Origin of the sequence: Flavobacterium sp., assembly GCF_025352015.1 — a bacterium.
Taxonomy (GTDB): Bacteria; Bacteroidota; Bacteroidia; order Flavobacteriales; family Flavobacteriaceae; genus Flavobacterium.
Window position 1 is genome coordinate 39,216 of record NZ_JANXUG010000079.1, and the last position, 25,187, is coordinate 64,402.

At 33.5% G+C, this 25,187-nt stretch carries 23 protein-coding genes; 21 read left to right on the top strand and 2 right to left on the bottom strand.

What is annotated here, in order from left to right; translation table 11 throughout:
• Positions 1–2 precede the first annotated feature (2 nt).
• The gene (locus Q0Q96_RS07895) at positions 3–1,859 is read right to left on the bottom strand and encodes a DNA topoisomerase IV subunit B (protein WP_293873350.1); all 1,857 of its coding nucleotides are present in this window, start codon (positions 1,857–1,859) and stop codon (positions 3–5) included.
• A 473-nt stretch (positions 1,860–2,332) separates the two neighbouring features.
• On the opposite strand from Q0Q96_RS07895, the gene Q0Q96_RS07900 reads away from it, so the two are divergent.
• The 12 genes from Q0Q96_RS07900 to Q0Q96_RS07955 all read left to right on the top strand — a co-directional run bounded on the left by Q0Q96_RS07900 (position 2,333) and on the right by Q0Q96_RS07955 (position 13,907).
• On the top strand, positions 2,333–3,727 hold the full coding sequence (locus Q0Q96_RS07900; protein WP_293873353.1) for an anthranilate synthase component I family protein: 1,395 nt from the start codon (positions 2,333–2,335) through the stop codon (positions 3,725–3,727).
• A 5-nt stretch (positions 3,728–3,732) separates the two neighbouring features.
• Positions 3,733–4,302: an aminodeoxychorismate/anthranilate synthase component II gene (locus Q0Q96_RS07905; RefSeq protein ID WP_293873356.1), complete on the top strand. Its 570-nt coding sequence runs from the start codon at positions 3,733–3,735 to the stop codon at positions 4,300–4,302.
• Positions 4,299–5,294: an anthranilate phosphoribosyltransferase gene (gene trpD / locus Q0Q96_RS07910; protein ID WP_293873359.1), complete on the top strand. Its 996-nt coding sequence runs from the start codon at positions 4,299–4,301 to the stop codon at positions 5,292–5,294. The genes Q0Q96_RS07905 and trpD overlap by 4 nt, the downstream gene beginning before the upstream one ends.
• Positions 5,294–6,079 carry an indole-3-glycerol phosphate synthase TrpC gene (trpC, locus tag Q0Q96_RS07915; RefSeq protein ID WP_293873361.1) on the top strand — a complete coding sequence of 262 codons (786 nt, stop codon included), beginning with the start codon at positions 5,294–5,296 and terminating at the stop codon, positions 6,077–6,079. The genes trpD and trpC overlap by 1 nt, the downstream gene beginning before the upstream one ends.
• Positions 6,080–6,105: 26 nt before the next feature.
• Complete coding sequence (locus Q0Q96_RS07920) at positions 6,106–6,705, top strand: phosphoribosylanthranilate isomerase (RefSeq protein ID WP_293873363.1); 600 nt, start codon at positions 6,106–6,108, stop codon at positions 6,703–6,705.
• Between the two features lie 2 nt (positions 6,706–6,707).
• Entirely contained in the window at positions 6,708–7,895 is a 1,188-nt protein-coding gene (gene trpB / locus Q0Q96_RS07925) for a tryptophan synthase subunit beta (protein ID WP_293873366.1), read from the top strand.
• Between the two features lie 2 nt (positions 7,896–7,897).
• Complete coding sequence (trpA, locus tag Q0Q96_RS07930) at positions 7,898–8,659, top strand: tryptophan synthase subunit alpha (protein WP_293873369.1); 762 nt, start codon at positions 7,898–7,900, stop codon at positions 8,657–8,659.
• Positions 8,660–8,818: 159 nt separating this feature from the next.
• Positions 8,819–9,442: a TetR family transcriptional regulator gene (locus Q0Q96_RS07935; protein WP_293873372.1), complete on the top strand. Its 624-nt coding sequence runs from the start codon at positions 8,819–8,821 to the stop codon at positions 9,440–9,442.
• Entirely contained in the window at positions 9,432–10,757 is a 1,326-nt protein-coding gene (locus Q0Q96_RS07940; protein ID WP_293873375.1) for a TolC family protein, read from the top strand. Before Q0Q96_RS07935 ends, Q0Q96_RS07940 begins: the two co-directional genes overlap by 11 nt.
• 12 nt (positions 10,758–10,769) lie before the next feature.
• On the top strand, positions 10,770–11,849 hold the full coding sequence (locus Q0Q96_RS07945; protein ID WP_293873378.1) for an HlyD family secretion protein: 1,080 nt from the start codon (positions 10,770–10,772) through the stop codon (positions 11,847–11,849).
• A 28-nt stretch (positions 11,850–11,877) separates the two neighbouring features.
• Positions 11,878–13,467: an MDR family MFS transporter gene (locus tag Q0Q96_RS07950; RefSeq protein WP_293873381.1), complete on the top strand. Its 1,590-nt coding sequence runs from the start codon at positions 11,878–11,880 to the stop codon at positions 13,465–13,467.
• Between the two features lie 89 nt (positions 13,468–13,556).
• Positions 13,557–13,907, top strand: coding sequence for a hypothetical protein (locus Q0Q96_RS07955; RefSeq protein WP_293873384.1), 351 nt, complete (start codon positions 13,557–13,559; stop codon positions 13,905–13,907).
• Positions 13,908–13,929: 22 nt separating this feature from the next.
• Here Q0Q96_RS07955 and yaaA read toward each other — a convergent pair whose 3' ends face one another.
• Positions 13,930–14,688, bottom strand: a complete 759-nt coding sequence (gene yaaA / locus Q0Q96_RS07960) for a peroxide stress protein YaaA (RefSeq protein ID WP_293873387.1) — start codon at positions 14,686–14,688, stop codon at positions 13,930–13,932.
• A 158-nt stretch (positions 14,689–14,846) separates the two neighbouring features.
• Here yaaA and Q0Q96_RS07965 point away from each other — a divergent pair, with 158 nt between their 5' ends.
• From Q0Q96_RS07965 to Q0Q96_RS08005, 9 genes are all read left to right on the top strand, one after another.
• A complete protein-coding gene (locus tag Q0Q96_RS07965) occupies positions 14,847–15,305 on the top strand; it encodes a hypothetical protein (protein WP_293873390.1) in 459 nt (152 codons plus the stop codon).
• Positions 15,306–15,601: 296 nt separating this feature from the next.
• A complete protein-coding gene (gene clpB / locus Q0Q96_RS07970) occupies positions 15,602–18,205 on the top strand; it encodes an ATP-dependent chaperone ClpB (RefSeq protein ID WP_293873393.1) in 2,604 nt (867 codons plus the stop codon).
• Between the two features lie 78 nt (positions 18,206–18,283).
• Positions 18,284–18,808 carry a hypothetical protein gene (locus Q0Q96_RS07975; RefSeq protein ID WP_293873396.1) on the top strand — a complete coding sequence of 175 codons (525 nt, stop codon included), beginning with the start codon at positions 18,284–18,286 and terminating at the stop codon, positions 18,806–18,808.
• A gap of 72 nt (positions 18,809–18,880) precedes the next feature.
• Positions 18,881–19,408 (top strand): superoxide dismutase family protein, encoded by a 528-nt coding sequence (locus Q0Q96_RS07980; RefSeq protein WP_293873399.1) that lies wholly within the window; start codon positions 18,881–18,883, stop codon positions 19,406–19,408.
• An 8-nt stretch (positions 19,409–19,416) separates the two neighbouring features.
• Positions 19,417–19,992, top strand: a complete 576-nt coding sequence (locus tag Q0Q96_RS07985) for a YdeI/OmpD-associated family protein (protein ID WP_293873402.1) — start codon at positions 19,417–19,419, stop codon at positions 19,990–19,992.
• Between the two features lie 110 nt (positions 19,993–20,102).
• The gene (locus Q0Q96_RS07990) at positions 20,103–20,774 is read left to right on the top strand and encodes a TetR/AcrR family transcriptional regulator (RefSeq protein ID WP_293873404.1); all 672 of its coding nucleotides are present in this window, start codon (positions 20,103–20,105) and stop codon (positions 20,772–20,774) included.
• A 6-nt stretch (positions 20,775–20,780) separates the two neighbouring features.
• The gene (locus tag Q0Q96_RS07995) at positions 20,781–22,448 is read left to right on the top strand and encodes an ATP-binding cassette domain-containing protein (RefSeq protein WP_293873407.1); all 1,668 of its coding nucleotides are present in this window, start codon (positions 20,781–20,783) and stop codon (positions 22,446–22,448) included.
• Between the two features lie 2 nt (positions 22,449–22,450).
• On the top strand, positions 22,451–23,797 hold the full coding sequence (locus Q0Q96_RS08000; RefSeq protein WP_293873410.1) for an HlyD family efflux transporter periplasmic adaptor subunit: 1,347 nt from the start codon (positions 22,451–22,453) through the stop codon (positions 23,795–23,797).
• Positions 23,797–25,182 carry a TolC family protein gene (locus Q0Q96_RS08005; RefSeq protein ID WP_293873412.1) on the top strand — a complete coding sequence of 462 codons (1,386 nt, stop codon included), beginning with the start codon at positions 23,797–23,799 and terminating at the stop codon, positions 25,180–25,182. The genes Q0Q96_RS08000 and Q0Q96_RS08005 overlap by 1 nt, the downstream gene beginning before the upstream one ends.
• Positions 25,183–25,187: the final 5 nt, after the last annotated feature.

The following is a 25,187-nucleotide window of genomic DNA, read 5'->3' on the forward strand; positions in this document are numbered from 1 at the left end:
ATTTAATTTTTCTCCACCACATCCAATTCCACTTTCAAATTATTGATAATGAAAGTCTGTCTATCAGGCGTATTTTTACCCATATAAAATTCGAGCAAAGTTTCTATTGACGTAGCTTTATCCAACATTACAGGGTCCAATCGTATGCTTTCGCCAATAAAATTTTTGAATTCATCGGGCGATATTTCTCCTAATCCTTTAAATCGTGTAATTTCTGGTTTTGGCTTTAGTTTTTCAATGGCATCAACACGTTCTTGGTCGCTGTAACAATAGATGGTTTCTTTTTTATTTCGCACACGAAATAATGGCGTTTGCAAAATGTATAGATGTCCGTCCTTGATTAACTCGGGGAAAAACTGCAAAAAGAATGTAATCAATAACAATCGAATGTGCATCCCATCCACATCGGCATCTGTAGCGATTACGATATTGTTGTAGCGCAAATCACCCATGTCTTCCTCAATATCCAAAGCTGCCTGAAGTAGATTGAATTCTTCGTTTTCGTAAACAATTTTCTTTGACATTCCGTACGAATTCAGAGGCTTTCCACGTAAACTGAAAACCGCTTGCGTATTCACATCACGGCTTTTAGTAATAGAACCCGATGCCGAATCTCCCTCAGTAATAAAAAGCGTGCTTTCTAAACTTCTTGGGTTTTTAGCATCGGTTAAATGTACTCGGCAATCGCGTAATTTTTTATTGTGCAGACTTGATTTTTTGGCTCTTTCCTTAGCTAGTTTTCTAATGCCCGAAAGTTCTTTTCGCTCGCGTTCTGCCTGAAGAATTTTACGCAAAAGCAAATCAGCAACTTCTGGATTTTTATGCAAAAAATTATCAAGTTTTGTTTTGATGAAATCATTTACAAAGGTTCGAACCGATGGACCTTTCGGACCAATATCAGTAGAACCCAATTTGGTTTTAGTCTGTGATTCAAAAACTGGTTCTTCTACTTTTACGGCAATTGCCGAAACAATTGATTTACGAATATCAGAAGCCTCAAACGGTTTGTTGTAAAACTCTTTGATGGTTTTGACAATCGCTTCCCGGAAAGCTCCTAAATGCGTTCCACCTTGTGTGGTGTTTTGACCGTTGACAAACGAATGATATTCTTCTGAATATTGTGATTTGCTGTGTGTTAACGCCACTTCTATATCATCTCCTAACAAATGGATGATTGGATAAACGGTATCTTCTTTGGCAATGGTTTCTTCCAATAAATCTTTTAACCCATTATCCGAATAATACTTTTCACCATTGTAATAAATCGTTAAGCCTGTATTCAAATAACAGTAATTCTTGAGCATCTTGATGATGTACTCATTACGGTATTTGTAGTTTTTGAAAATAGTCTCATCGGCAACGAAAGATACTTTTGTTCCTCTTCGCTTGGTTGATTCTATAATATCTTCTTCTATAGTTAAATTTCCGGCGCAGAATTCAGCCGCTTTTTGTTGGTTATCTCTAACCGATTCCACACGAAAATAATACGACAATGCATTTACAGCTTTTGTTCCAACTCCGTTCAGACCGACTGATTTCTTAAATGCTTTCGAGTCATATTTCCCACCTGTATTCATTTTAGAAACCACATCGACCACTTTTCCTAACGGAATGCCACGACCATAATCGCGTACAGTAACAAGCTTGTCCTTGATTGTCACTTCAATCACCTTTCCTGCTCCCATGACAAACTCATCGATACAGTTGTCTATAGTTTCCTTAAGTAGAATGTAAATTCCATCATCGGGCGAAGAACCGTCACCCAGTTTTCCGATGTACATTCCGGGACGCATACGAATGTGCTCCTTCCAGTCTAACGAACGGATATTGTCTTCTGTATATTGATTTTGTTCTTGCATTTGAAAATTATCGAATTGGTGCTAATATAGTCGAATTGTAGTGAAAATTAAAGTTCAAAAATCAGAAGTTATCAATAGGATATTGACAAAATTTTTAAATGTTAATTTTGCAGTTAAAATAGTTAGCCTAGTCATAACGGAAGTGTCATTTTTCTTTAATATCAAAAGAAAAGTAACAGAAATAAAAAAGTTTTTTTGGTGTAACCAAATTTCAACACTTGTAGGTTTGTTAAAAATTTTAGAGAAAATATTTCTTGTTTTTTTTGCTGTTTTTGTTTTTAAATCAAAAACACTTGCTATATTTGTTAATTATTAAAGCAACAATGTTAACCATATTAAACAATACTTGGTGGTGGAACAGTTTACGTCAATCGTCGTGAGTTAGTCTGCTGTAAGTATATTTTAAAAATCAAAATATCAAATAAAGGCTTGTCATTCACGACAAGTCTTTTTTTTATGCTAAAAATTTAATTATGAAAACATATCAATTACATACTCATTACAAGCAAATCTTGGCCGATACCATAACGCCAGTGAGCATTTATCTCAAAATTAGAGATAAGTTTCCTAACAGTATTTTGCTCGAAAGTAGCGATTACCACACTGCCGATAATAGTTTTTCTTACATCTGTTGCAATCCTATTGCTAGTATAAAAATTGAAAACGGAATACTCTCAAAAAGTTACCCCGATGGAATTTTGGAAGAAACAACAATTTTGTCAACTTCAAATGTTCCAAAATTAATTGAAGAATTTGCGGCTCAATTCAAGCCCGAAAAAACAAATTTCAAATTCATTAACAACGGACTTTTTGGCTATACAAGTTATGATGCAGTGCGCTATTTTGAGAAAATTGCAATTTCAAAAAAAGAAAAAGATTTATCCATTCCCGAACTTTTTTATGCCGTTTACCAAAATATTATTGCCATAAATCATTTCAAAAACGAAGCCTACCTTTTTTGTAATAGCATTGATGATGCCAATAATATCAAAGAAATTGAACAATTATTACAAACTAAAACCTTTGCGAGTTATAATTTTACTGCTGAAGGAAATGCGATTTCCAATTTGACCGACGACGAGTTTAAAACCAACGTGACTTTAGCCAAAAAACACTGTCATCGTGGCGATGTATTTCAACTCGTATTATCCCGACGATTTTCGCAGGCGTTTAAAGGCGATGAATTTAATGTTTATAGAGCTTTGCGCAATATTAATCCGTCGCCATACTTGTTTTATTTTGATTACGGAAATTTCAAAATATTTGGGTCTTCACCCGAAGCACAGCTCGTTATCAAAGATAAAAATGCCGAAATTCATCCAATTGCTGGAACTTTTAAACGAACAGGCAACGACGAGCAGGACGCCGAATTAGCAAAAAAATTATCCCAAGATAGCAAAGAAAACAGTGAACACGTAATGTTGGTCGATTTAGCTCGAAATGATTTAAGTAGAAATTGTACAAGAGTAAAAGTAGAGAAATACAAAGAAGTTCAGTTCTTTTCACATGTCATTCATTTGGTTTCCAAAGTTACCGGAAAATTAACAGAAAGTTCTATGAATTTAGTTGCTAATACTTTTCCAGCCGGAACTTTAAGCGGGGCTCCTAAACACAAAGCGATGCAATTAATAGAAAATATAGAAAACAGAAACCGAACATTTTATGGAGGTGCTATTGGCTTCATGGATTTCGAAGGTAATTATAATCATGCCATTATCATTAGAACCTTTTTATCCAAAAATCATCAATTACACTACCAAGCTGGAGCAGGAATAGTAGAAAGTTCGGAAGAAAATAATGAATTACAAGAAGTATATAACAAATTAGGCGCACTAAATAAAGCACTAGAATTAGCCGAAAAAATATAAAAATCATGAAAAAAATAGTAGTCATCGACAATTACGACAGTTTTACTTATAATTTGGTTCATTATTTAGAAGATTTGAATGCTGAAGTTACCGTTTTTAGAAACGATGAATTTGAACTAGAAGAATTACAATCTTTTGATAAAATTTTGCTTTCGCCTGGACCCGGAATTCCCGATGAAGCAGGATTATTGAAAGCCGTTATTTCAAAATACGCCGGGAGCAAAAGCATTTTAGGAGTTTGTTTGGGTCAACAAGCTATTGGCGAAGTTTTTGGCGGAAGCTTAATTAATTTAGACAAAGTATATCATGGCGTTGCATCAAAAATCACACAATCGGTGACTGATGAAATACTTTTTAAAGGTTTACCCATTGACTTTGAAGTGGGACGTTATCATTCATGGGTTGTTGCCAATGAAGGATTTCCTGAAGTTTTAGAAATTACTTCGACAGATGAAAACGGACAAATAATGTCATTAAGGCACAAAATATTAGATATAAAAGGTGTTCAATTTCATCCTGAAAGTGTTTTGACGCCATTAGGAAAACAAATTATAGAAAACTGGATTAACTCATGAAAACAATTTTAAACAGATTAATAAATCACGAAACGCTTTCAAAAGCAGCCGCCAAAGAAGTCTTGATTAACATTTCTACAGGGCAATACAATCCAAGTCAGATTAGTTCATTTTTGACTGTTTTTATGATGCGAAACATTACTATCGAAGAGCTTACGGGCTTTAGAGAAGGGTTACTAGAACTTTGTATTCCTCTCGATTTTTCTGCTTACAATACGATAGATTTATGTGGTACTGGCGGCGACGGAAAAGATACTTTTAACATTTCTACTTTAGCGTCATTTGTAACTGCCGGAACGGGAATTCACGTTGCCAAGCACGGAAATTATGGGGTTTCATCTATTTCAGGTTCTAGTAATGTAATGGAAACATTGGGAGTAAAATTCAGTAATGACAGTAGTTTTTTAATTAAATGTATCGAAGAAGCCAATATTGCCATTTTACATGCACCGCTGTTCCATCCTGCAATGAAAAATGTAGGTCCAATTCGGAAAGAATTAGGCGTTAAAACATTTTTCAACATGCTTGGCCCCATGGTGAATCCATCGTTTCCCAAAAATCAATTGGTTGGTGTATTTAGCTTGGAGCTAGCCAGAATATATGCTTATTTATATCAACATACCGAAATAAATTATACGATTCTACACGCTTTGGATGGTTATGATGAAATTTCATTAACCGCTGATGCAAAAGTCATTAGTAGAGACACTGAAAATATAGTGTCTGCAAATGATTTTCAACTTTCAAAACTTCGTTTTAACGAAATTAAAGGTGGAGAAACTGTAGCGAAATCCGCAAATATTTTTATGAACATTATATCAGGAAACGGAACCGAAGCGCAAGAAAACGTGGTTTGCGCTAATGCAGCTTTAGCCATTTCATTGGTTGAAAATAGCACTGTATTACAAGCTTTTGCAAAAGCCAAAGAAAGTTTAAAATCAGGAAAAGCTTTAGAAAAATTAAATAAATTACAACAAATAAGCCAAGCCTAATGAGCATTTTAAATCAAATAATTGCTAGTAAAAAAAGAGAAGTAGCGTTGAAGAAAAAAGTAGTTTCCCTAAAACAATTGGAAAACACTGATTTATTCAATTCACAAACCATCTCATTAAGTAAATCTATTCTCAATTCACCTTTCGGAATAATTGCTGAACATAAACGTCGTTCGCCTTCAAAAACGAATATTAATCATAGTTTATCTGTGGAAGAAGTGGTAAAAGGATATGAAAATGCAGGTGCAAGTGGACTATCTTTACTTACCAATAATCAGTATTTTGGTGGAAGTTTGGATGATTTGATTTTGGCCAGAGCTTGTGTAAAAACGCCTTTATTACGCAAAGAATTTATTATTGATGATTATCAAATTTTAGAAGCCAAAGCTTTTGGAGCGGATGCAATTTTATTGATTGCATCGGTATTAACAAAAGATGAAATCAAATCGCTTTCGGAGTTGGCACATTCTATTAACTTGGAAGTTTTATTAGAGGTTCACAATCAGGAAGAGTTAGAAAAAAGTATTATGCCAAGCCTTGATATTATTGGTGTAAACAATAGAAACCTTAAAACTTTTGAACTGAACTTGAGCAACAGTATTGATCTAGTTGACCAAATACCTAACGATTTTGTTAAAATTTCAGAAAGCGGATTAAATACTGCTGAACATGTTAAACTGCTAAAAAGCTATGGTTTTCAAGGATTTTTAATTGGTGAATATTTTATGAAAACTGAAAATCCCGGAGATAGTTTGTTCCATTTTATTAATCAATTGAAATCATGATGCCACTAAAAATTAAAATATGTGGAATGAAATTTTCAGAAAATATTGCTGAAATCTCACTTTTAAATCCTGATTATTTAGGCTTTATTTTTTATGAAAAATCAGAGCGATATTGTAATAATGATATTCAAAATGTAGATTCATCCATTCAAAAAGTAGGTGTCTTTGTAAATGCTTCTTTTGAAGAAATTGAAAAAAAAGTACAACAATATCACTTAAATTTAGTGCAATTGCATGGTGAGGAAAATCCGGAATTATGCGCTAAAATTGAAGGTAATTTAGTTAATGTTATTAAGGCATTTTCGGTAGATAATAAATTTAATTTTAATGATTTAGATAATTATAAAAATTTTTGTTCTTATTTTTTATTTGACACTAAAGGAAATCAATATGGTGGTAATGGAGTACTTTTTGACTGGACCATTTTAGAAAAGTATACTTTAGACAAACCTTATTTTTTGAGCGGCGGAATTGGTTTAGAAAACGTTGACCAAGTGAAAGTTTTTATAAAAAAAGAATATGCTAAAAATTGTTTTGCCATTGACCTCAACAGTAAATTTGAAAACGCACCTGGAATAAAAAACGTAAAAATATTAAATGAATTTATTCAAAACTTAAAACAATAGTTATGATCTCAAAATATAACGTAGATAATAATGGCTTTTATGGAGACTTTGGTGGCGCATTCATTCCAGAAATGCTATATCCAAACGTGGAAACCTTGCGTCAACAATACTTAACCATAAGCGCAGAACCTTCTTTTCAAAAAGAATTTAAAGCGCTTTTAAAAGATTATGTTGGTAGACCTACGCCTTTGTATTTCGCAAAACGTTTGTCAGAGCAGTTCAATACTAAAATTTATTTGAAACGTGAAGATTTATGTCATACCGGTGCACATAAAATTAATAATACCATTGGGCAAATTTTACTTGCAAAAAGATTAGGAAAAACTAGAATTATCGCTGAAACGGGTGCCGGTCAACACGGCGTAGCTACGGCAACCGTCTGTGCGCTCATGGGTATGCAATGCATCGTTTACATGGGCGAAGTTGATATTGAACGTCAAGCTCCAAATGTTGCCCGAATGAAAATGCTGGGCGCCGAAGTTCGTCCGGCACATTCGGGTTCAAAAACCTTGAAAGATGCTACTAATGAAGCCATCCGTGATTGGATTAGCAATCCCGAAGATACTTTTTACATTATAGGTTCTGTGGTTGGACCTCATCCCTATCCTGATATGGTAGCACGATTTCAAAGTGTGATTTCGGAAGAAATCAAAATCCAACTACTAGAAAAAGAAAATCGCTCCAATCCTGATTACGTCATTGCATGCGTTGGTGGCGGCAGCAATGCTGCTGGTGCATTCTATCATTTTTTGGATGATGAAAACGTACAATTAATTGCTGTTGAAGCAGCTGGAAAAGGAATTGATTCGGGCGAAAGTGCGGCAACTTCTATTTTGGGAAAAATTGGAATTATTCATGGCAGTAAAACATTGTTGATGCAAACCAGTGATGGACAAATTACGGAGCCCTATTCTATTTCTGCAGGATTAGATTATCCTGGTGTGGGACCTATGCATGCCAATTTACATCAAATGCAAAGAGCCGAATTCATTGCCATTACTGATGAAGATGCCATGCAAGCTGGTATTGAATTAGCGCAAACCGAAGGGATTATTCCTGCGATAGAAACGGCTCATGCATTTGCGGTTTTGAAATATAAAAAATTTAAACCAAATGATGTTGTAGTCATTAATTTATCTGGTCGTGGCGACAAGGATTTGAATACGTATATAAATTATTTTAACTTATAAAAATGAGTCGAATTCGATCTAAATTATCAGAAAATAAAAAAATATTATCTATCTATTTTTCAGCAGGTTTTCCTAATTTAAACGATACCAAAAGTTTAATAGAAAATTTAACAAAAAAAGGTGTTGATATGATAGAAATTGGTTTGCCATTTAGCGATCCTTTAGCAGATGGTCCTGTTATTCAAGCAAGTTCGACTCAAGCGTTGAAGAACGGAATGACCACTAAAATTTTGTTTGAACAGCTGAAAGATATTCGTAAAACAGTGGAAATTCCGCTCATAATTATGGGTTATTTTAATCCGATGCTACAATTTGGAATTGAAAATTTTCTTAAGAAATGTCAAGAAACAGGTATAGATGGATTGATTATTCCCGATTTGCCGCTTGAAATTTACCTTTTAGAATATAAAAAACTTTTTGAAAGCCTCGGTATTGCGATGATTTTTTTAATTACACCGCAAACTTCTGATGAAAGAATTAAATTAATTGACGACAATTCCCACTCGTTTATTTATATGGTTAGTAGTGCTAGTGTAACAGGAAGCAAAGATACTTTTGACCAAAATCAGATGAACTACTATGAAAGAATTGCTTCGATGAATTTGAAAAACCCACAGATAGTTGGCTTCGGAATTAGCAACAAAACTACCTTCCAACAAGCTACAAATTTTCAAAAAGGAGCGATCATTGGCAGTAGTTTTATCGAATTTATCAGCAAAAATGAAATAACATCTATTTCTAATTTTATCCGAAATATACTTTAGTTAATAAAATTTATAGTATTGATAATCAATATTTAAATTATTCAATATAGAATTTATCTATCATGACTTTTTGAGTTAAATAAACGTTAAAATTAAATCAAACAAATGTTTAATTTAAACAATCGTTTAATTTTGTGACTTATTTAAAAGAGTGTATCGATGACCGACTTTAATGAAAAGCAAATTGAAATTCTACAAGTTGCCGAACAGCTATTTGCTGAAGTTGGTTTTGATGGAACTACTATCAGAACTATCGCCAAAAAAGCAGCTATCAACATCGCCATGATTTCGTACTATTTTGGATCCAAAGAAAAACTTCTAGAAGCTTTGGTATTGCATCGTATTTCTGGAATGAGTTTAGATCTCGAAAATCTATATCACGAAAACATCGCTCCTATTGAAAAAATTGAAAAGTTAATTGCGTATTATATTCAACGTATAAATACTAATCGTTGTATGTATCAAATTCTGCATTTTGAACTTTCGAGCAAAAAAAGAGAAATCAACCTTGATGCTTTTACCCAAGTAAAAAACAACAACCTTAAACTCATTGAAAATATTATTAAAGAAGGACAAAGTCAAGGATTGTTCCAACCTAATATTAATGTGGCATTGCTCCCTCCAATTATTATTGGAAGTTTTATACACTTTCACATGAACAAAAAATACTATCAACAAATTTTAAATTTGAAAAATGATACAGCATTTGAACAGTATATTTTAAATGATTTAACCATTCACATTCAAAAAACCATAAAAGCACTTTTAATATATGCAAATTAATAAAATTAAGCTTCTCGCATTTTTTCTTTTGGTTGTCACCAAAAACTACGCTCAAGAAAAAAAACTGCTGACTTTAAAAGAAGCTGTTGAAATAGCCGCTACCAATAGTGATGCAGCTTCGTTAGCGAAAACCAAAGTCGAAACGTCAAAACTGGAACTAGAAATCACTAAAAACAACCGTTATCCCAATGTCAAAGCATCGGGACAATATTTACGTTTATCGACTGCCCATGTGGTTTCGAATTTGCAAACTTCTAATTCTTCTGCAAATGCAGCTCCTCTGAAAATTGATCAGTTACTTTTAGGTCAAGTCACTGCGTCTGTGCCCATTTTTAATGGATTTAAATTAAAAAACAGCATCGTTGCTTCCGAAAATATGTATAAAGCAGAAGCTTTTAACGAAAAGCATTCCAAAGAACAAATTGGTCTTGAAGTCGTAGAATTATTTGCCACTTTATACAAAGCCCAGCAAATGACAGATTTGATTCAAGACAATGTAAAAACCGCGGAGCAACGTGTAAAAGATTTCACCGCCATGGAAGCAAATGGTTTGATAGCTCGAAATGATTTGTTAAAAGCGCAATTGCAGCAATCTAATGTTCAATTGTCATTGGATAACGCAAATAAAAATACTGCCATTGCAAATTATAAACTGATTACACTTCTCAAATTACCCGAAAACACAAAAGTTGACATTGATATTGAAGCCATAAAAAGAGATATGGTTACCAATCAAGGAAATAGTGAACAAGGCGAAAGAAACGATTTGAAAGCACTAGAACTCAAAAAACAAGCTGCCGAAAGCAGTATTAAAATAGCTAAAGCCAATTATTATCCCTCTTTATCTTTAACCGGCGGTTACATTGCCTTTGATTTACACAACGCGCTGACGGTTACCAACGCTTTAAATGTTGGCTTGGGATTTTCGTATGATTTATCAAGTTTTTTCAAAAATGGAAAGCAAGTCAAATTAGCGCAAAACAAAACCAAAGAAACAGCAATTGTTTTAACATTGATGACAAATCAAATTAAAGAAGAAGTGTTTCAAGCGCAGGAAAATTATAAACTTTCTGTCAAACAAAGTTTAGTATATGAGAGCGCTGTTGAACAAGCCAACGAAAATTATCGAATTGTAAAAGATAAATACGAAAACAATCTTTCGGATACTAATGATTTATTGGAAGCGGATTTTCAACAATTACAAGCCAAAATCAATCAAGCATTATCAAAAGCAGATGTAGCACAAAAATATTACGAATTGCAATTTGCCAAAGGAACATTGACCTCATCATTAAACAGCACTCAAAAAAACTAAATTTTAAAAACCATGGAAGCTAAAAAAACAAATAAAAAATTTTCGCTAATATTTATTGCTTTGGCAACAATAGGAATAGTATATGGTGGATACAAATACATCCATTCGTTGTCACACGAAACGACAGATGACGCTCAAGTAGCGAAAAAAATGAGCCCAATTATTTCTAGAGTTTCAGGATATATTAACAAAGTTTTGGTAAAAGATAATGCTGCTGTAAAAAAAGGAGATACGCTTTTCGTGATAGATAAAAGTGATTATTTGGTTCGTGTGGAAGAGGCAAAAGCAAATTTAGCGGCAGCAGAAAACAGTGTAGAAGTTTCAAAAGCAGATATTGGAACTTCGCAAGCCAATGTCTCTGTTTCTGATGCCAATGTGCAATCCGCAAATGGAACCATCGAAACGGCTAAAATTAGATTGCGCCGAGCATCTTCCGATTTTGAGCGTTATAACAATTTGTATAAAAATCATTCAATTACCAAACAACAATTTGAACAAGCCGAAGCTACTAAACAAGAAGCTCAAAGTCAGCTGCAAATAATTCAAGACCAACAAAAAGCATCTGCTTTTCAGCGAAATGTTGCTACTGCAAGAAACAATGTGAGTAGCAAACAGGTTCAAGTGGCTGTTGCCAATGTAAAAAAAGCTCAAGCGGCTTTGGATGCTGCCAATTTGAATTTGAGTTATACCATCGTCACTGCTTCTATTGACGGACAAGTTTCTACCATTGATATGCAGCCAGGACAATTGGTGCAAGCCGGACAATCGCTATTTTATATCATCAACAATACCGAAACTTGGGTTGTGGCTAATTTTAAAGAAACGCAATTAGACAAAATGCATGCGGGTCAAAAAGTAAAACTCAAAATAGACGCCTTTCCCGATACCGATTTTGAAGGCGAAGTAAGTTCTTTTTCGCCAGCGACAGGTTCTAAATTTTCTCTTTTGCCTCCTGATAATGCCAGCGGAAATTTTGTAAAAACCGTTCAAAGACTCCCCGTTAGAATAAACTTTACAAACAACAATCCGAAAGACAAATTACAAATGTTACGCTCTGGAATGAATGCTGATGTTGACGTAATCTTAAAATAATTCACAATTTACCATTCAAAATTAAAAAATGGCTAAAACACCAATAGTTCAAGAAGATTTAGTAGAATATGGTTTTCGACGCACCATCATTACCATTACGGCAGTGCTTTGTGCTTTACTGGAAATTGTAGATACCACTATTGTAAACGTAGCGTTAAACAATATGCGTGGCAGTCTTGGCGCTTCGCTTACAGATGTTGCATGGGTAATCACCGCTTATGCTATTGCGAATGTTATTGTGATTCCCATGACGAGTTGGCTTTCACAGCAATTTGGACGGCGGAATTATTTTGCTGCTTCGATTATCATTTTTACGGTTGCTTCTTTTATGTGTGGCAATGCTTCTACGATATGGGAATTAGTAGCCTTTCGATTCATACAAGGGCTTGGTGGTGGTGCATTATTAGTAACTGCACAAACCATAATAACCGAAAGTTATCCTATGGAAAAACGTGGCATGGCGCAAGCTATTTATGGTATGGGCGTAATTGTAGGACCCACGCTCGGCCCCCCATTAGGTGGATATATCGTTGACCATTTTTCTTGGCCTTATATTTTTTACATCAATTTACCCATCGGAATTATTGCTGCCTTATTAACATTATCTTTTGTGAGAAGTCCAAAATATGGTGAGAAACTAAAAGCCCATCAGGTAGATTGGTTGGGAATCGTATTATTGGCTGCATTTATTGGTTCGTTGCAATACATTTTAGAACATGGGCAGCAAGACGATTGGTTTAACGATGTCACTATTTTTACTTTATCGGTTATCAGTTTGTTTGGATTATTCTTCTTTATTTGGCGCGAACTTACTTATAAGTATCCTATTGTAAACTTAAATGTTCTTAAAGATAGCAATCTTAAAGTTGGCGTAGTAATGAGCTTCATTATGGGGTTTGGTTTGTATGGCACAACATTTATTGTTCCTATTTACACCCAATCTATTCTTGGTTGGACAGCCACAGATGCTGGTTTACTTTTAGTTCCGAGTTCAATAACGGTAGCTTTTATGATGCCAATGATTGGTAAACTGATACAACGTGGCGTACCACAAACCTATTTGGTGGCAATAGGATTTTTAGCCTTCTTTGTTTTTACGTATTGGATGCATAACGTAATGACGCCCGATACCGGCACAGAGCATCTTTTTTGGCCGTTAATTGTTCGTGGTTTAGGACTGGGATTATTATTTGTGCCCATTACAACACTTTCGCTATCGGCTTTAAAAGGAAAAAGTATCGGTGAAGGTGCGGCTTTTACCGGAATGATGCGACAATTAGGAGGGTCATTTGGTATTGCAATTATAACAACTTTTATCGCCCGATTCAGTCAAACGCATCGTGTCAACTTGATTGCCCATTTAGACAGTACCAAAGTCAATGTACAAAACAGAATTCATGTCCTGCAAAAAGGTTTTATGTCAAAAGGTTTTAGCGCAGAAACAGCATTGCAGAAAGCGTATAAAATTTTAGATTTTGGGGTAACCAAACAAAGCTCGGTTCTAGCATTCATGGATATTTTTCTTTATCTCGGCCTTTTATTCTTGGTTTGCATTCCGTTTATTCTATTGGTTAAAAAAGGTAAAAAGAATGCAGCTATTCCTGAAGCCATACATTAATTAACTAATTTACAAGTTATTAACATTTTGTGTGTATTTAGAAAACAATTCCATAAATTTGATTAAATACAACTTTAAATCAAAACATTATGGGACTTTTTGGTAATAAAGAAAAAAAAATCATTGAGGAACTTCATAAAAAAAATGAAAATCATTGTAAAGAAATCAGCAAAGAAATAGCTGATTTGCTCGACGATTTAAAAACAGATTACGATGAAAACCAAGAAGTTGTGCAAGAATTTTCAAATTTTGTAGAGGAGCTTAAAACTAAATTAAGTCCCGAAGATGCCGTTAAATTAATTGATTTTTCTAGTAGGTTGAACAAAGTGAAGCGCTGTGCCAAAAAAGGTGTCGAAGCTATGAGAGAATTAGCGCGTGATCAAAGAAAAATGTCAAGCGAAACTCGTATGGAGTATGAAGAATACTTTTATATGAAATAAAAATCATCGACAATAAAAACTATTATCTCGTAAAAACCAATGTATTTCCTTTACTTAAATTAGCATCAAAAGCATAACCCTCATAATTAAATTCTTTTAAATCATCAATCGTTTCAACATTGGCATCTATAATGTAACGAACCATCATACCTCTCGCCTTTTTTGCAAAAAAACTTATCATTTTCAGTTTACCATCTTTATAATCTCTAAACTCAGGAGTGATTACAGGAACTTTTAATTTTTTGGTATCAACAGCGCTAAAATATTCATTACTGGCTAAATTGATAAATAATTCTTCTTTTTGTAATTCTTCATTTAAAGTTTTGGTAATCGTTTTTTTCCAAAACTCATATAAGTTTTTGTTTTTACCAATAGCTAGTGAAGTTCCCATTTCTAAACGATAAGCCTGCATCAAATCTAATGGTTTTAATAAACCATACAAACCTGATAAAATATAGAGTTTATCCTGCAACGAGGGTAATTTTTCAAGGGGCAAACTGTAAACATCCAAACCTGCATATACATCGCCATCAAAAGCAAAAATAGCTTGTCTGGCATTATCGAGCGTAAACGGAGTTATCCATTGTTGATTGCGCTGCCAGTTAAGTTCAGCCAACTTATCTGAAATATCCATAAGTTGTGATAATGCTTTTGGATTTTTCTTTTTTAACGTATTTTGAATAGTAGTTGCTTGTTTCAAAAACCGCGGTTCACTGTAATTATAAGTGGGCAACTGTTTATCAAAATTCAAGGATTTGGCAGGTGATAGTACTATTTTCATTGAATTTTTTTTTTGCTTTTCAAAAATACAAATTCGGTTGTGAAAACCATTAAGAAAAAAAAATGAATTATTTCAATTGTTTTACTAAACGTTAATCTACTAGTAAAAACCAATGAAAAGCGGTAAATTGCAGTTCATTTATAATTCAGAACATCGCAATGAGAAAAATAATTTTTTTTTTATGCCTTGGATTGATTTTTTCTTGTAAAAGTAAAAAAGCCGTAGCTGTTGAGAAAACAACGGTATTTGTTAAACTAGAAGATTTAAATCTTACCAAGAAAAATAGAGCTTACGATCTCGGAAAAAGATTGTTAGAATCCTGCAACACATCGCGGTTTAAAGCTTTTTCTGCTAGTGAAGCTACTGATAAAGTAAGACAAAACGCCACTCCAGAAAAAATAGCAATCATCTGTAAAAAAATTAATCAGCGAAACGGAAGGTTTTTAGGTTTAAACCTCATTGACGTCACCTACAGTAAATCGAAGAAGGATTACATTTTTCATTATACTATTGACTACGAAAAAAAACTTTTTAAAAGAGAATTAAGGGTAACTATTAATTCCGATAACAAAGTGTCAGCCATAGCCACAAAACAAGTTACGACCAAACCATTATAATAAAAAAAGAAGTAATAAAAGTTTTACTCTTTTAAGGAAGTTAATATTTTAATTATTAAAAATCTACTCAATAATAATTCACAGATTATTTTGATAGCATTACTGTTTTAAAACTTTTATTTCAAACTGCTGCTATTTTTCCAGAATGAAAACTAACAATCTTATTTTAAGACATATTGTCTTATTTTAATTAAAAAAATATTTGTTAAAAGCCATTTTGTCTCCATTTTTGAAGTGGAACACAAGTTGCCAAATACAAGTGAAGTTTAAAAACTCGACTATTAAAAACATACACTATGAACATCAATAAATTCACCATCAAATCGCAAGAAGCATTGCAACAAGCACAGCAAATTGCACAAAATTTTGGACAGCAACAGCTCGAGAACGAGCACATTTTCAAGGGCATATTAGAAGTCGATGAAAACGTAACACCTTTTATTTTGAAAAAACTCAATGTAAATGTGGAGCTTTTCAAAAAGATTTTAGACGGCACCATTCAAAGTTTTCCTAAAGTTTCGGGAACCGAAATTATGTTTTCTCGCGATGCTTCAATAACAGTAAACGAAGCTGAAATTATCGCCAAAAAAATGAACGACGAATTTGTTTCTATCGAGCATTTAATTTTAGCCATTTTCAAATCGAAAAGCAAAGTCGCACAAATTTTAAAAGATCAAGGCGTTACGGAAAAAGGTTTACAAGCAGCGATTGACGAAATACGCAAAGGCGAAAGAGTAACTTCTGCTTCGGCTGAAGAAACCTATAATGCTTTAAATAAATATGCTAAAAACCTAAACGAACTAGCTAAAAATGGCAAACTCGATCCAGTAATTGGTCGTGATGAAGAAATTCGTCGCGTATTGCAAATTCTAACGCGAAGAACAAAAAACAACCCAATGTTAGTTGGTGAACCAGGTGTTGGTAAAACTGCTATTGCAGAAGGTTTAGCACATAGAATTGTTGACGGCGATGTGCCCGAAAATTTAAAAGATAAAGTAGTGTATTCGCTAGATATGGGTGCGTTAATTGCCGGAGCGAAATACAAAGGTGAATTTGAAGAACGATTAAAATCAGTAGTAAAAGAAGTAACTTCTGCCGAAGGTGATATTGTTTTGTTCATTGACGAAATACATACTTTGGTTGGTGCTGGTGGTGGCGAAGGCGCTATGGATGCGGCGAATATTTTAAAACCTGCTTTAGCTCGTGGTGAACTGCTTGCAATTGGTGCAACAACATTAGACGAATATCAAAAATATTTCGAGAAAGATAAAGCACTCGAAAGACGTTTTCAGAAAATTATGGTCGATGAACCTGATACCGAAAGCGCCATTTCCATCCTTCGCGGTATCAAAGAAAAATATGAAACTCATCATAAAGTACGAATTAAAGACGATGCAATTATTGCAGCTGTTGAGTTATCGCAACGGTATATTACCAATCGTTTCTTGCCTGATAAAGCCATTGACTTGATGGACGAAGCGGCTTCTAAACTACGAATGGAAATCAATTCAAAACCCGAAGAATTAGATGTTTTGGATAGAAAAATTATGCAATTGGAAATAGAAATAGAAGCTATCAAAAGAGAAAATGACGAAAGCAAATTGAAAGGTCTCGGCATGGATTTGGCGAACTTAAAAGAAGAACGCAACAAAATTTTTACCAAATGGAAATCTGAAAAAGATGTGATAGATAACATTCAAAACATCAAACAAGAAATTGAAGATTTCAAAACAGAGGCCGAACAAGCGGAACGCAATGGCGATTACGGAAAAGTAGCCGAAATTCGTTACGGAAAAATCAAAGAAGCCCAAGGGCAATTAGATGCTTTACAAACGCAATTAGCCCAAAATCAAGATGGAACTTCCTTAATTAAAGAAGAAGTAACTCGAGAAGATATTGCCGAAGTTGTAGCCAAGTGGACTGGAATTCCTGTAATGAAAATGCTTCAAGGTGAACGAGAAAAATTACTAAAACTAGAAGATGATTTGCATCACAGAGTCGTGGGTCAGGAAGAAGCTATCGAGGCAGTGAGCGATGCTGTGCGCAGAAGCCGTGCCGGATTGCAAGATATGAAAAAACCTATTGGCACATTCTTATTTCTAGGAACAACAGGTGTTGGTAAAACCGAATTAGCAAAAGCATTAGCCGAATATCTATTTGACGATGAAAATGCCATGACAAGAATTGACATGAGCGAATACCAAGAACGCCATAGTGTAAGCCGATTAGTTGGTGCACCTCCAGGTTATGTAGGTTATGATGAAGGCGGACAATTAACAGAAGCCGTACGAAGAAAACCCTATTCTGTAATCTTGTTAGACGAAATTGAAAAAGCACATCCTGATACTTTTAATATTTTGTTACAAGTATTGGATGAAGGACGATTGACGGATAACAAAGGTCGCGTTGCCGATTTTAAAAACACTATTATCATCATGACTTCTAATATGGGAAGTGCTATTATACAAGAGAAATTTGAAAACCTAAAAGTAAGTATAGATGCCGCTACCGAAGCAGCAAAAATAGAAGTGCTTGGTTTGCTAAAACAAATTGTTCGTCCGGAGTTTATCAATAGAATTGACGAAATTGTAATGTTTACACCATTGACAGCCGCTAATATTAAGCAAATTGTAAGCTTACAATTAAAAAGTGTAACCAAAATGCTGGCACAACAAAACATCACTATGGATGCTACAACAGAAGCAATAGAATATTTGGCACACAAAGGCTACGATCCGCAATATGGTGCGCGACCAGTAAAAAGAGTTATTCAAAGAGAGGTTCTTAATCAATTATCTAAAGAAATATTAGCTGGAAAAGTAACTACAGATAGTATTATTTTGCTCGATGCTTTTGATAGTCAATTGGTGTTTAGAAACCAAAGTCAATTGGTATCCTAATCTGTAATTGTGGTAGAAAGACCAAAAAATTTGTTTATATCATCCAAATTCCTATTTTAGTAGTCAAAATATATAACTATGAAATTATTAGGAATTGGCTCTCGAATTAATCATGTAGAATATGGTAAAGGTGTAGTTACCAATGTTTCATCTAAAGAATATTGGGTTACCTTTATTGAGAGCGGATTAGAAACAATTGCAATCGATAGCAACTTTGAAGTTATCGAAGCTTCCGAAAATGAAGTAGATACTATAAGTTTCTACGATGTTGAACAAAGTTTATTATCCATCTTAAAAAAATGGAATGGAATAGGTGCACCTGTTGCTATTGGTGATAAATGGAAAGGCGGCAATATCAAACTTGAACCCGGACTAGCAGGTTTAGCAAGTAAAGATGTGCCTATTGATGTGTTTTTTCATAAAATAGTTATGCTCCGAGACCGTTTAAGAGTAATGGAACAAAAAATTAATACCAGTAATATTGAAGAAATTGAAAAAGTAGAATTGCAGCAGTACATTACCCGTATTTATGGCAGTTTGACTACTTTCAATGTGTTATTCAAATCACAGACTGATTATTTTGTTGGAGAGAAAACAAAATAAATTTTAACTAAAATACAGGCAGTTTCATTTACCAATTGTTTACTTTTATATTTCAAAATAAATTTTATAAATATGAAAAAAATAATTTTAGGCATAGCATTATTGATTGTGGTGATTTTAAGTTGCAAAAGCTTTAACACCAATACTAATGAAAAAAAAATAGAACTTAATTTCGAATCCAAAAGTGGAAGTTTCGTTAAAGGTACAGCGGTTTTTGTAGAGAACGATGGAATGGTAACCTTAACTGCAAAACTCACTGGACTAAAACCAGGAATTCATGGCATTCATATTCATGAAAAAGCAGATTGTTCTGCCGCAGATGCTGCATCAGCAGGTGGTCACTGGAACCCAACATTCAAAAAACATGGTAAATGGACAGATGTCGAACATCACAAAGGCGATATTGGCAATTTTACAGCCGATGAAAACGGAAACGGAACCATAACTCTAAAAACAGATGAATGGTGCATTGGTTGTGGTGATGCTACGAAAGATATTTTAGGAAAAGGATTAATCGTTCATGATAAAGCAGATGATTTTGTAACACAACCAACAGGTGCAGCTGGTGCTAGAGTTGCTTGTTCTGCAATCATAAAATAAATGGTTAATTGGAAGAAAAGGAACATTTATACTTCAAGAATGCCCAAGAATGGACAGAATGGTTGCATGAAAATCATTTAATCTCAACGGGAGTTTATTTAATTTTTTATCGCGTAGATAGTTCTTTCGAAAGTATGCGCTGGGAAGAAGCCGTTCAAGTAGCTATTTGCTTCGGTTGGATAGATTCTACTGTAAAAAAATTGGATGATGAACGTAGACGTCAAATGTTTTCTCCCAGAAAAGATAAAAGCGTTTGGAGTAAACTCAATAAAACGTACATCCAAAAATTGATTTCAGATAATTTAATGCACCAAAGCGGCTTCAAGAAAATTGAAACTGCCAAACTAAACGGTTCTTGGGAAAGCTTGGATGCGGTTGAAAACCTCGAAATACCTTTAGATTTAGAAGTTGCATTTTTCAATAATAAAACTGCATTTACTAATTATAACAGTTTTAGTCCATCCTACAGAAAAAACTATCTCTACTGGCTGAATCAAGCTAAAAGACAGCAAACGAGACAAGATAGGATTGTTGAAATCATAAATCTTTGTGAGCAAAACATTAAATCAAGAGGCACATTTTGAGAAGCTCAATCACATAATTCCAATTTTTAAAAATTATTTTTTGTAAATAAAAGTTAAAATTTCATTTATAATAGTAATACTATTATATTTGCATAAAATATTATTAATTTATGCAAGACATACTTTCCAATTTAACTATAACTGTAAATGAAAATTTATATGTAAAAAACCCTGAATCTTCAGAATTAGGGAAGAAAATCATTGAACATAGTATCTTATTGATAGATGAAATTGGGTTTGAAAACTTTACTTTCAAAAAATTAGGTGAACTCATTGGATCTAATGAAAGCTCTATTTACCGCTATTTTGAAAGCAAGCACAAACTACTTTTGTATCTTTCATCTTGGTACTGGAGTTGGGTAGAATACAAACTGGTTTTTGGTACTGCCAATATCACAAATCCAAAAGAAAAATTAAAACAAGCCATTACCATTGTTACAGCAAAAGTAGAAGACGATTCCTTAACACTTCATATTAACGAAGCTATATTAAACAAAATTATTATTGCGGAATTTACCAAAACCTTGTTGACCAAAGAAATAGATGATGAAAACAAAATTGGTTTTTTCAAAGTCTATAAAAGAGTGATTAATCGGATTATCGATCTGATTAGTAATTTAAATTCTAATTATCCATTTGCTAAAAGTTTAGCATCTTCAATTGTTGAAGGTTCCCTGCATCAGCATTTTTTAAAGGAACATTTAAAAAGCATTACCAACTGTGACGAAAATATCTCGCCGACAGCTTTTTATATTAATATGATTGAAAACATTTTAAGATAAAATAGTATGAATGATACGCCATTACAACGCTTTTTTAGTTTTTTAAAACTCGATAGAAAAGATATTTTACAAGTATTTTTTTATGCCATTTTTGCTGGTTTGGTGAGTTTATCATTGCCGTTAGGCATCCAAGCTATTATCAATTTGATACAATCAGGAAGAGTCAGTGTTTCATGGATTGTGTTAGTTTTAGTCGTGGTTCTTGGAGTTGCTCTAGTTGGTATTCTTTCCTTAATGCAGTTACGAATTACTGAAAATTTGCAGCAAAAAATATTTGTTCGCTCCTCGTTCGAGTTTAGTTACCGATTGCCAAAAATTAAATTTGAAGAACTTTACAACCAATATCCTCCGGAATTAGCCAACCGGTTTTTTGACACGTTAACCATTCAAAAGGGTACCTCAAAATTATTAATAGACTTCTCGACAGCTTTTTTACAAATTATTTTCGGAATAGTCTTATTATCCTTGTACCATCCGTTTTTTATCTTCTTCGGATTTGCGCTTTTAGTACTACTCTACTCTATTTTTAAATTTTCTTATAATTCTGGATTATCAACAAGTTTAAAAGAGTCAAAATACAAGTATAAAGTAGTAAGCTGGTTACAAGAAATAGCCCGAAATAATTTTAGCTTTCGCAAAAAAGATAATTTTGAATTTGCTTTATCAAAAAACAACGATTTGGTTAGTCAATATTTAACTTATCGAGAAAAGCATTTTGCAGTTATAAAAAGACAGTTTATTCAATTAATTATTTTTAAAGTCATTATCACCGCGGGATTGTTGCTTATTGGAGGCTTTTTAGTGCTAAATCAACAAATGAATATCGGACAATTTGTGGCTGCCGAAATTATAATTTTATTGGTCATAAATTCTGTTGAAAAAATAATTGTTGGTCTAGAAACTTTTTATGATGTTATTACTGCCATAGAAAAAATAGGTCAAATATCAGATTTAAAAACCGAAGATTTTAATAGTAAAGAAGCTGATTATTGCTTTACTAACATCAGTTTAGAAACCGAAAATTTAAGGTTTAAATTTCCCGACGCTACTGATTATGTTTTAGAAAAAATTAATTTACAAGTATTACCCGCTGAAAAAATATTTTTAGAAGGAGAAAACGGTTCTGGCAAAACAACTTTAATCAGAATATTATCAGGACTTCTGCAGCCCACATCAGGCTCATTCTTTATAAATGATGATACGTACAGAAAAATTGACTTGACCCACTACCGTTCTCATATTGGCACAATCATACAGGGCGAAACTCCTTTTGAAGGAACTATTTTAGAAAATATCACTTTCAATAATCCTTCGGTGAGCCAAGATGACATTAAATGGGCTATTGAAAATGTAAAATTGGGCGAATTCATAAAATCACTTCCTGAAGGATTGGATACCAAAATTTTTCCAGAAGGAAGGCAATTATCTTCGTCAAATGCTCAAAAAATAGTATTGGCTCGTAGCATTATTAACAAACCAAAATTATTATTTTATGAAGATCCTTTGAGTAAAATGGATGAAAAAATTGCTAATGAAATCATTGATTTCATTACTAATCCTAACAATAAGTGGTCTGTTATTGTATCATCCAAAAATGCATATTGGAAACAAAAATGTCAAAGAATTATTACTATGAACCAAGGGAAAATAGTTTCAAATACTAAAATACAATAGTCATGCTAAACATTTCCAAAAAAAATCCAATTATCGAGAATATTGATCAGTTCAGTACTATCAGGGATTTGAGCACAAGACCTCATTATAAAATATTGAATAAAATTATTCTCGGAGTTTCTATTACTGGACTGATCATACTTTTTTTTCCTTGGACACAAAATATTTCAGGTTCAGGTTCAGTTACTACTTTAAAACCAGACCAAAGACCCCAAACCGTTCAAACAGCAATAGCGGGAAGAATAGAAAAATGGTTTGTAAAGGAAGGTGATTTTGTAAATAAAGGAGACACTATTCTCTTTATTTCCGAAATAAAAGAAGATTATCTTGACCCCAATTTGATGGAAAACACCAAAAACCAAGTTGATGCAAAAAAAATGGCGCAACAATCTTATGGTGGAAAAGTAACTTCGCTTTCGGGACAAATTCAAGCCATTGAGAACGAAAGAAATTTAAAACTTAAACAAGCTAAAAATAAAATCAGACAAGCTTTCCTAAAAGTAAAAAGCGATAGCATTGATTTAATTGCGGTAAAAACGCAAGTAAAAATTGCCACTACACAGTTCAATCGTTCGTTAACACTCAATAAAGAAGGTTTAAAACCACTCACCGATGTGGAAGAAAAGCGTTTAAAGTTGCAAGAATGTGAAGCAAAAATCATTACACAAGAAAACAAATTTATTACTAGCGAAAACGAATTAATAAATGCAAAAGTAGAAATCAACAGAATTGCTGCTGAATATGCCGAGAAAGATTCGAAAGCACGAAGCGATCAGTTTACGGCAATTAGCAATCAGTATGACACTAAAGCTCAAGTTACAAAACTGGAAAATCAATACAATAATTATAAAATCAGAAATGGAATGTATTACATAAAAGCACCTCAAAGTGGCTATGTAAACCGTGCATTGCAATCGGGAATTGGAGAAACTATTAAAGAAGGAACTCAAATTGTGAGCATCATGCCATCAAAATATGACATTGCGGTAGAAACCTATGTAAGTCCAAACGACTTACCGCTAGTTCACAAAGGCGAAAAAGTACGCGTATGGTTTGATGGTTGGCCCACAATAGTTTTTTCGGGTTGGCCCAATATGAGTTACGGAACTTTTGGTGGTAAAATTGTAGCTATCGAAAACTTTATAAGCGACAACGGTAAATTTAGAGTTTTGATTTCTCCCGATAAAGACGAATCGCCTTGGCCGAAACAAGTTAGTATGGGTTCGGGTGCGCAAACATTAGCTTTGTTAGAAAATGTTCCCGTATGGTTTGAAATTTGGCGAACACTCAACGGATTTCCGCCTAATTATTACCAACCTAAAAATACTGCAACAAAAGTAAAAAAATAATGAAAAAGTACCTTTTAATGCTCTTTTTCGGTGCAACTGTTTGCGGTCAAAATACCAATTTAAAAGAACTGACTTTTACAGAATATTTGGGTTATGTGAAAAAATACCATCCCATGGTAAAAAGTGCCAACCTAGAAATAAGTAATGCACAAGCCAATTTGATGATAGCTCGTGGCGGATTTGATCCAAAAATTGAAATTGATTACAACAAAAAACAATTCAAAGACCAAGAATACTATTCTATTTTAAAAAGCAGTTTTAAAATTCCAACTTGGTATGGTATTGAAGTTAAAGCTGGTTTTGATAACAGCGAAGGATTTTTTATAAATCCAGAAAATACGACGCCCAATAAAGGATTAACCTCACTTGGAATTACAGTTCCTGTAGGTCAAGGGCTTTTTATAAATCAACGTATGACAGATTTGCGAAAAGCAAAAATTCAACTTCAGTTAAGCCAATCAGAAAGAAAACTTCAAGCCATTATGGTTTTGTACGATGCTGCAGTAAGTTATTTTAATTGGAAGAAAAATTATGACGAAGTCCAACTCTATAATTCTTATTTACAAAATGCCGAAACACGATACAAAGGCGTTGCTAGTTTAATCTTAAATGGTGATAAACCCGCTATTGATAGCGTAGAAGCTGGAATAATTGTTAGAAACCGGAAACTTTCTCTGGAAGATTTTACATTAAAATTAGCAAAAGCAAAACTTGAGTTATCTAATTTTTTATGGTTGGAAAACAATATTCCATTGGAACTTCAAGATACAGTTTTGCCCCAAGAAAACATTGCTAATTCCATTCAGGACGTTCTAAAAACCAATGATTTTTTAACAACGAAACTGTCTATAGATACTCATCCAAAAATTAATGCACTGCAAAATAAAATTGCCATTTTGGATGTCGAACGAAAATTAAAAGCCAATCAAATATTGCCTAAAATGGATGTTGGTTATCATTATTTATCAGAATCCAACGCTTTTAAAGATTCTAACGCCAAAAATTATAGACTAGGCGTCAATTTTTATTTTCCCATCTTTTTACGAAAAGAAAGAGGCAGTTTAAAACTAGCTAAATTCAAAATTCAGGACACACAATTTGCTTTAGATTTAGAAAAAGTTCAATTAAAAAATAAAATAATTGCCCAGCAAACCGAAATTCTTTCGTTAGATAAACAACGAAAACTTGTTGCAGAATTGGTTACAGATTATGCAACCATGCTCAACTCGGAGGAGCGTCTTTTTTCGTTTGGCGAAAGTTCCATTTTTTTAATAAATACTCGCGAAAACAATTTGGTTAATTCTCAACTAGTAAAAATTGCGTTAGAAAATAGGTTTCTCATTTCAAATGCAGAACTATTTAAAGTAATGGCAAATCCTGATTAGAATTA

What these genes read in the sequence shown, in the direction of transcription:
- Q0Q96_RS07895 (WP_293873350.1), bottom strand. Translation starts at nt 1,859, where the DNA reads ATGCAAGAACAAAATCAATATACAGAAGACAATATCCGTTCGTTAGAC.
- Q0Q96_RS07900 (WP_293873353.1), top strand. Translation starts at nt 2,333, where the DNA reads ATGAAAACATATCAATTACATACTCATTACAAGCAAATCTTGGCCGAT.
- Q0Q96_RS07905 (WP_293873356.1), top strand. Translation starts at nt 3,733, where the DNA reads ATGAAAAAAATAGTAGTCATCGACAATTACGACAGTTTTACTTATAAT.
- trpD (WP_293873359.1), top strand. Translation starts at nt 4,299, where the DNA reads ATGAAAACAATTTTAAACAGATTAATAAATCACGAAACGCTTTCAAAA.
- trpC (WP_293873361.1), top strand. Translation starts at nt 5,294, where the DNA reads ATGAGCATTTTAAATCAAATAATTGCTAGTAAAAAAAGAGAAGTAGCG.
- Q0Q96_RS07920 (WP_293873363.1), top strand. Translation starts at nt 6,106, where the DNA reads ATGAAATTTTCAGAAAATATTGCTGAAATCTCACTTTTAAATCCTGAT.
- trpB (WP_293873366.1), top strand. Translation starts at nt 6,708, where the DNA reads ATGATCTCAAAATATAACGTAGATAATAATGGCTTTTATGGAGACTTT.
- trpA (WP_293873369.1), top strand. Translation starts at nt 7,898, where the DNA reads ATGAGTCGAATTCGATCTAAATTATCAGAAAATAAAAAAATATTATCT.
- Q0Q96_RS07935 (WP_293873372.1), top strand. Translation starts at nt 8,819, where the DNA reads ATGACCGACTTTAATGAAAAGCAAATTGAAATTCTACAAGTTGCCGAA.
- Q0Q96_RS07940 (WP_293873375.1), top strand. Translation starts at nt 9,432, where the DNA reads ATGCAAATTAATAAAATTAAGCTTCTCGCATTTTTTCTTTTGGTTGTC.
- Q0Q96_RS07945 (WP_293873378.1), top strand. Translation starts at nt 10,770, where the DNA reads ATGGAAGCTAAAAAAACAAATAAAAAATTTTCGCTAATATTTATTGCT.
- Q0Q96_RS07950 (WP_293873381.1), top strand. Translation starts at nt 11,878, where the DNA reads ATGGCTAAAACACCAATAGTTCAAGAAGATTTAGTAGAATATGGTTTT.
- Q0Q96_RS07955 (WP_293873384.1), top strand. Translation starts at nt 13,557, where the DNA reads ATGGGACTTTTTGGTAATAAAGAAAAAAAAATCATTGAGGAACTTCAT.
- yaaA (WP_293873387.1), bottom strand. Translation starts at nt 14,688, where the DNA reads ATGAAAATAGTACTATCACCTGCCAAATCCTTGAATTTTGATAAACAG.
- Q0Q96_RS07965 (WP_293873390.1), top strand. Translation starts at nt 14,847, where the DNA reads ATGAGAAAAATAATTTTTTTTTTATGCCTTGGATTGATTTTTTCTTGT.
- clpB (WP_293873393.1), top strand. Translation starts at nt 15,602, where the DNA reads ATGAACATCAATAAATTCACCATCAAATCGCAAGAAGCATTGCAACAA.
- Q0Q96_RS07975 (WP_293873396.1), top strand. Translation starts at nt 18,284, where the DNA reads ATGAAATTATTAGGAATTGGCTCTCGAATTAATCATGTAGAATATGGT.
- Q0Q96_RS07980 (WP_293873399.1), top strand. Translation starts at nt 18,881, where the DNA reads ATGAAAAAAATAATTTTAGGCATAGCATTATTGATTGTGGTGATTTTA.
- Q0Q96_RS07990 (WP_293873404.1), top strand. Translation starts at nt 20,103, where the DNA reads ATGCAAGACATACTTTCCAATTTAACTATAACTGTAAATGAAAATTTA.
- Q0Q96_RS07995 (WP_293873407.1), top strand. Translation starts at nt 20,781, where the DNA reads ATGAATGATACGCCATTACAACGCTTTTTTAGTTTTTTAAAACTCGAT.
- Q0Q96_RS08000 (WP_293873410.1), top strand. Translation starts at nt 22,451, where the DNA reads ATGCTAAACATTTCCAAAAAAAATCCAATTATCGAGAATATTGATCAG.
- Q0Q96_RS08005 (WP_293873412.1), top strand. Translation starts at nt 23,797, where the DNA reads ATGAAAAAGTACCTTTTAATGCTCTTTTTCGGTGCAACTGTTTGCGGT.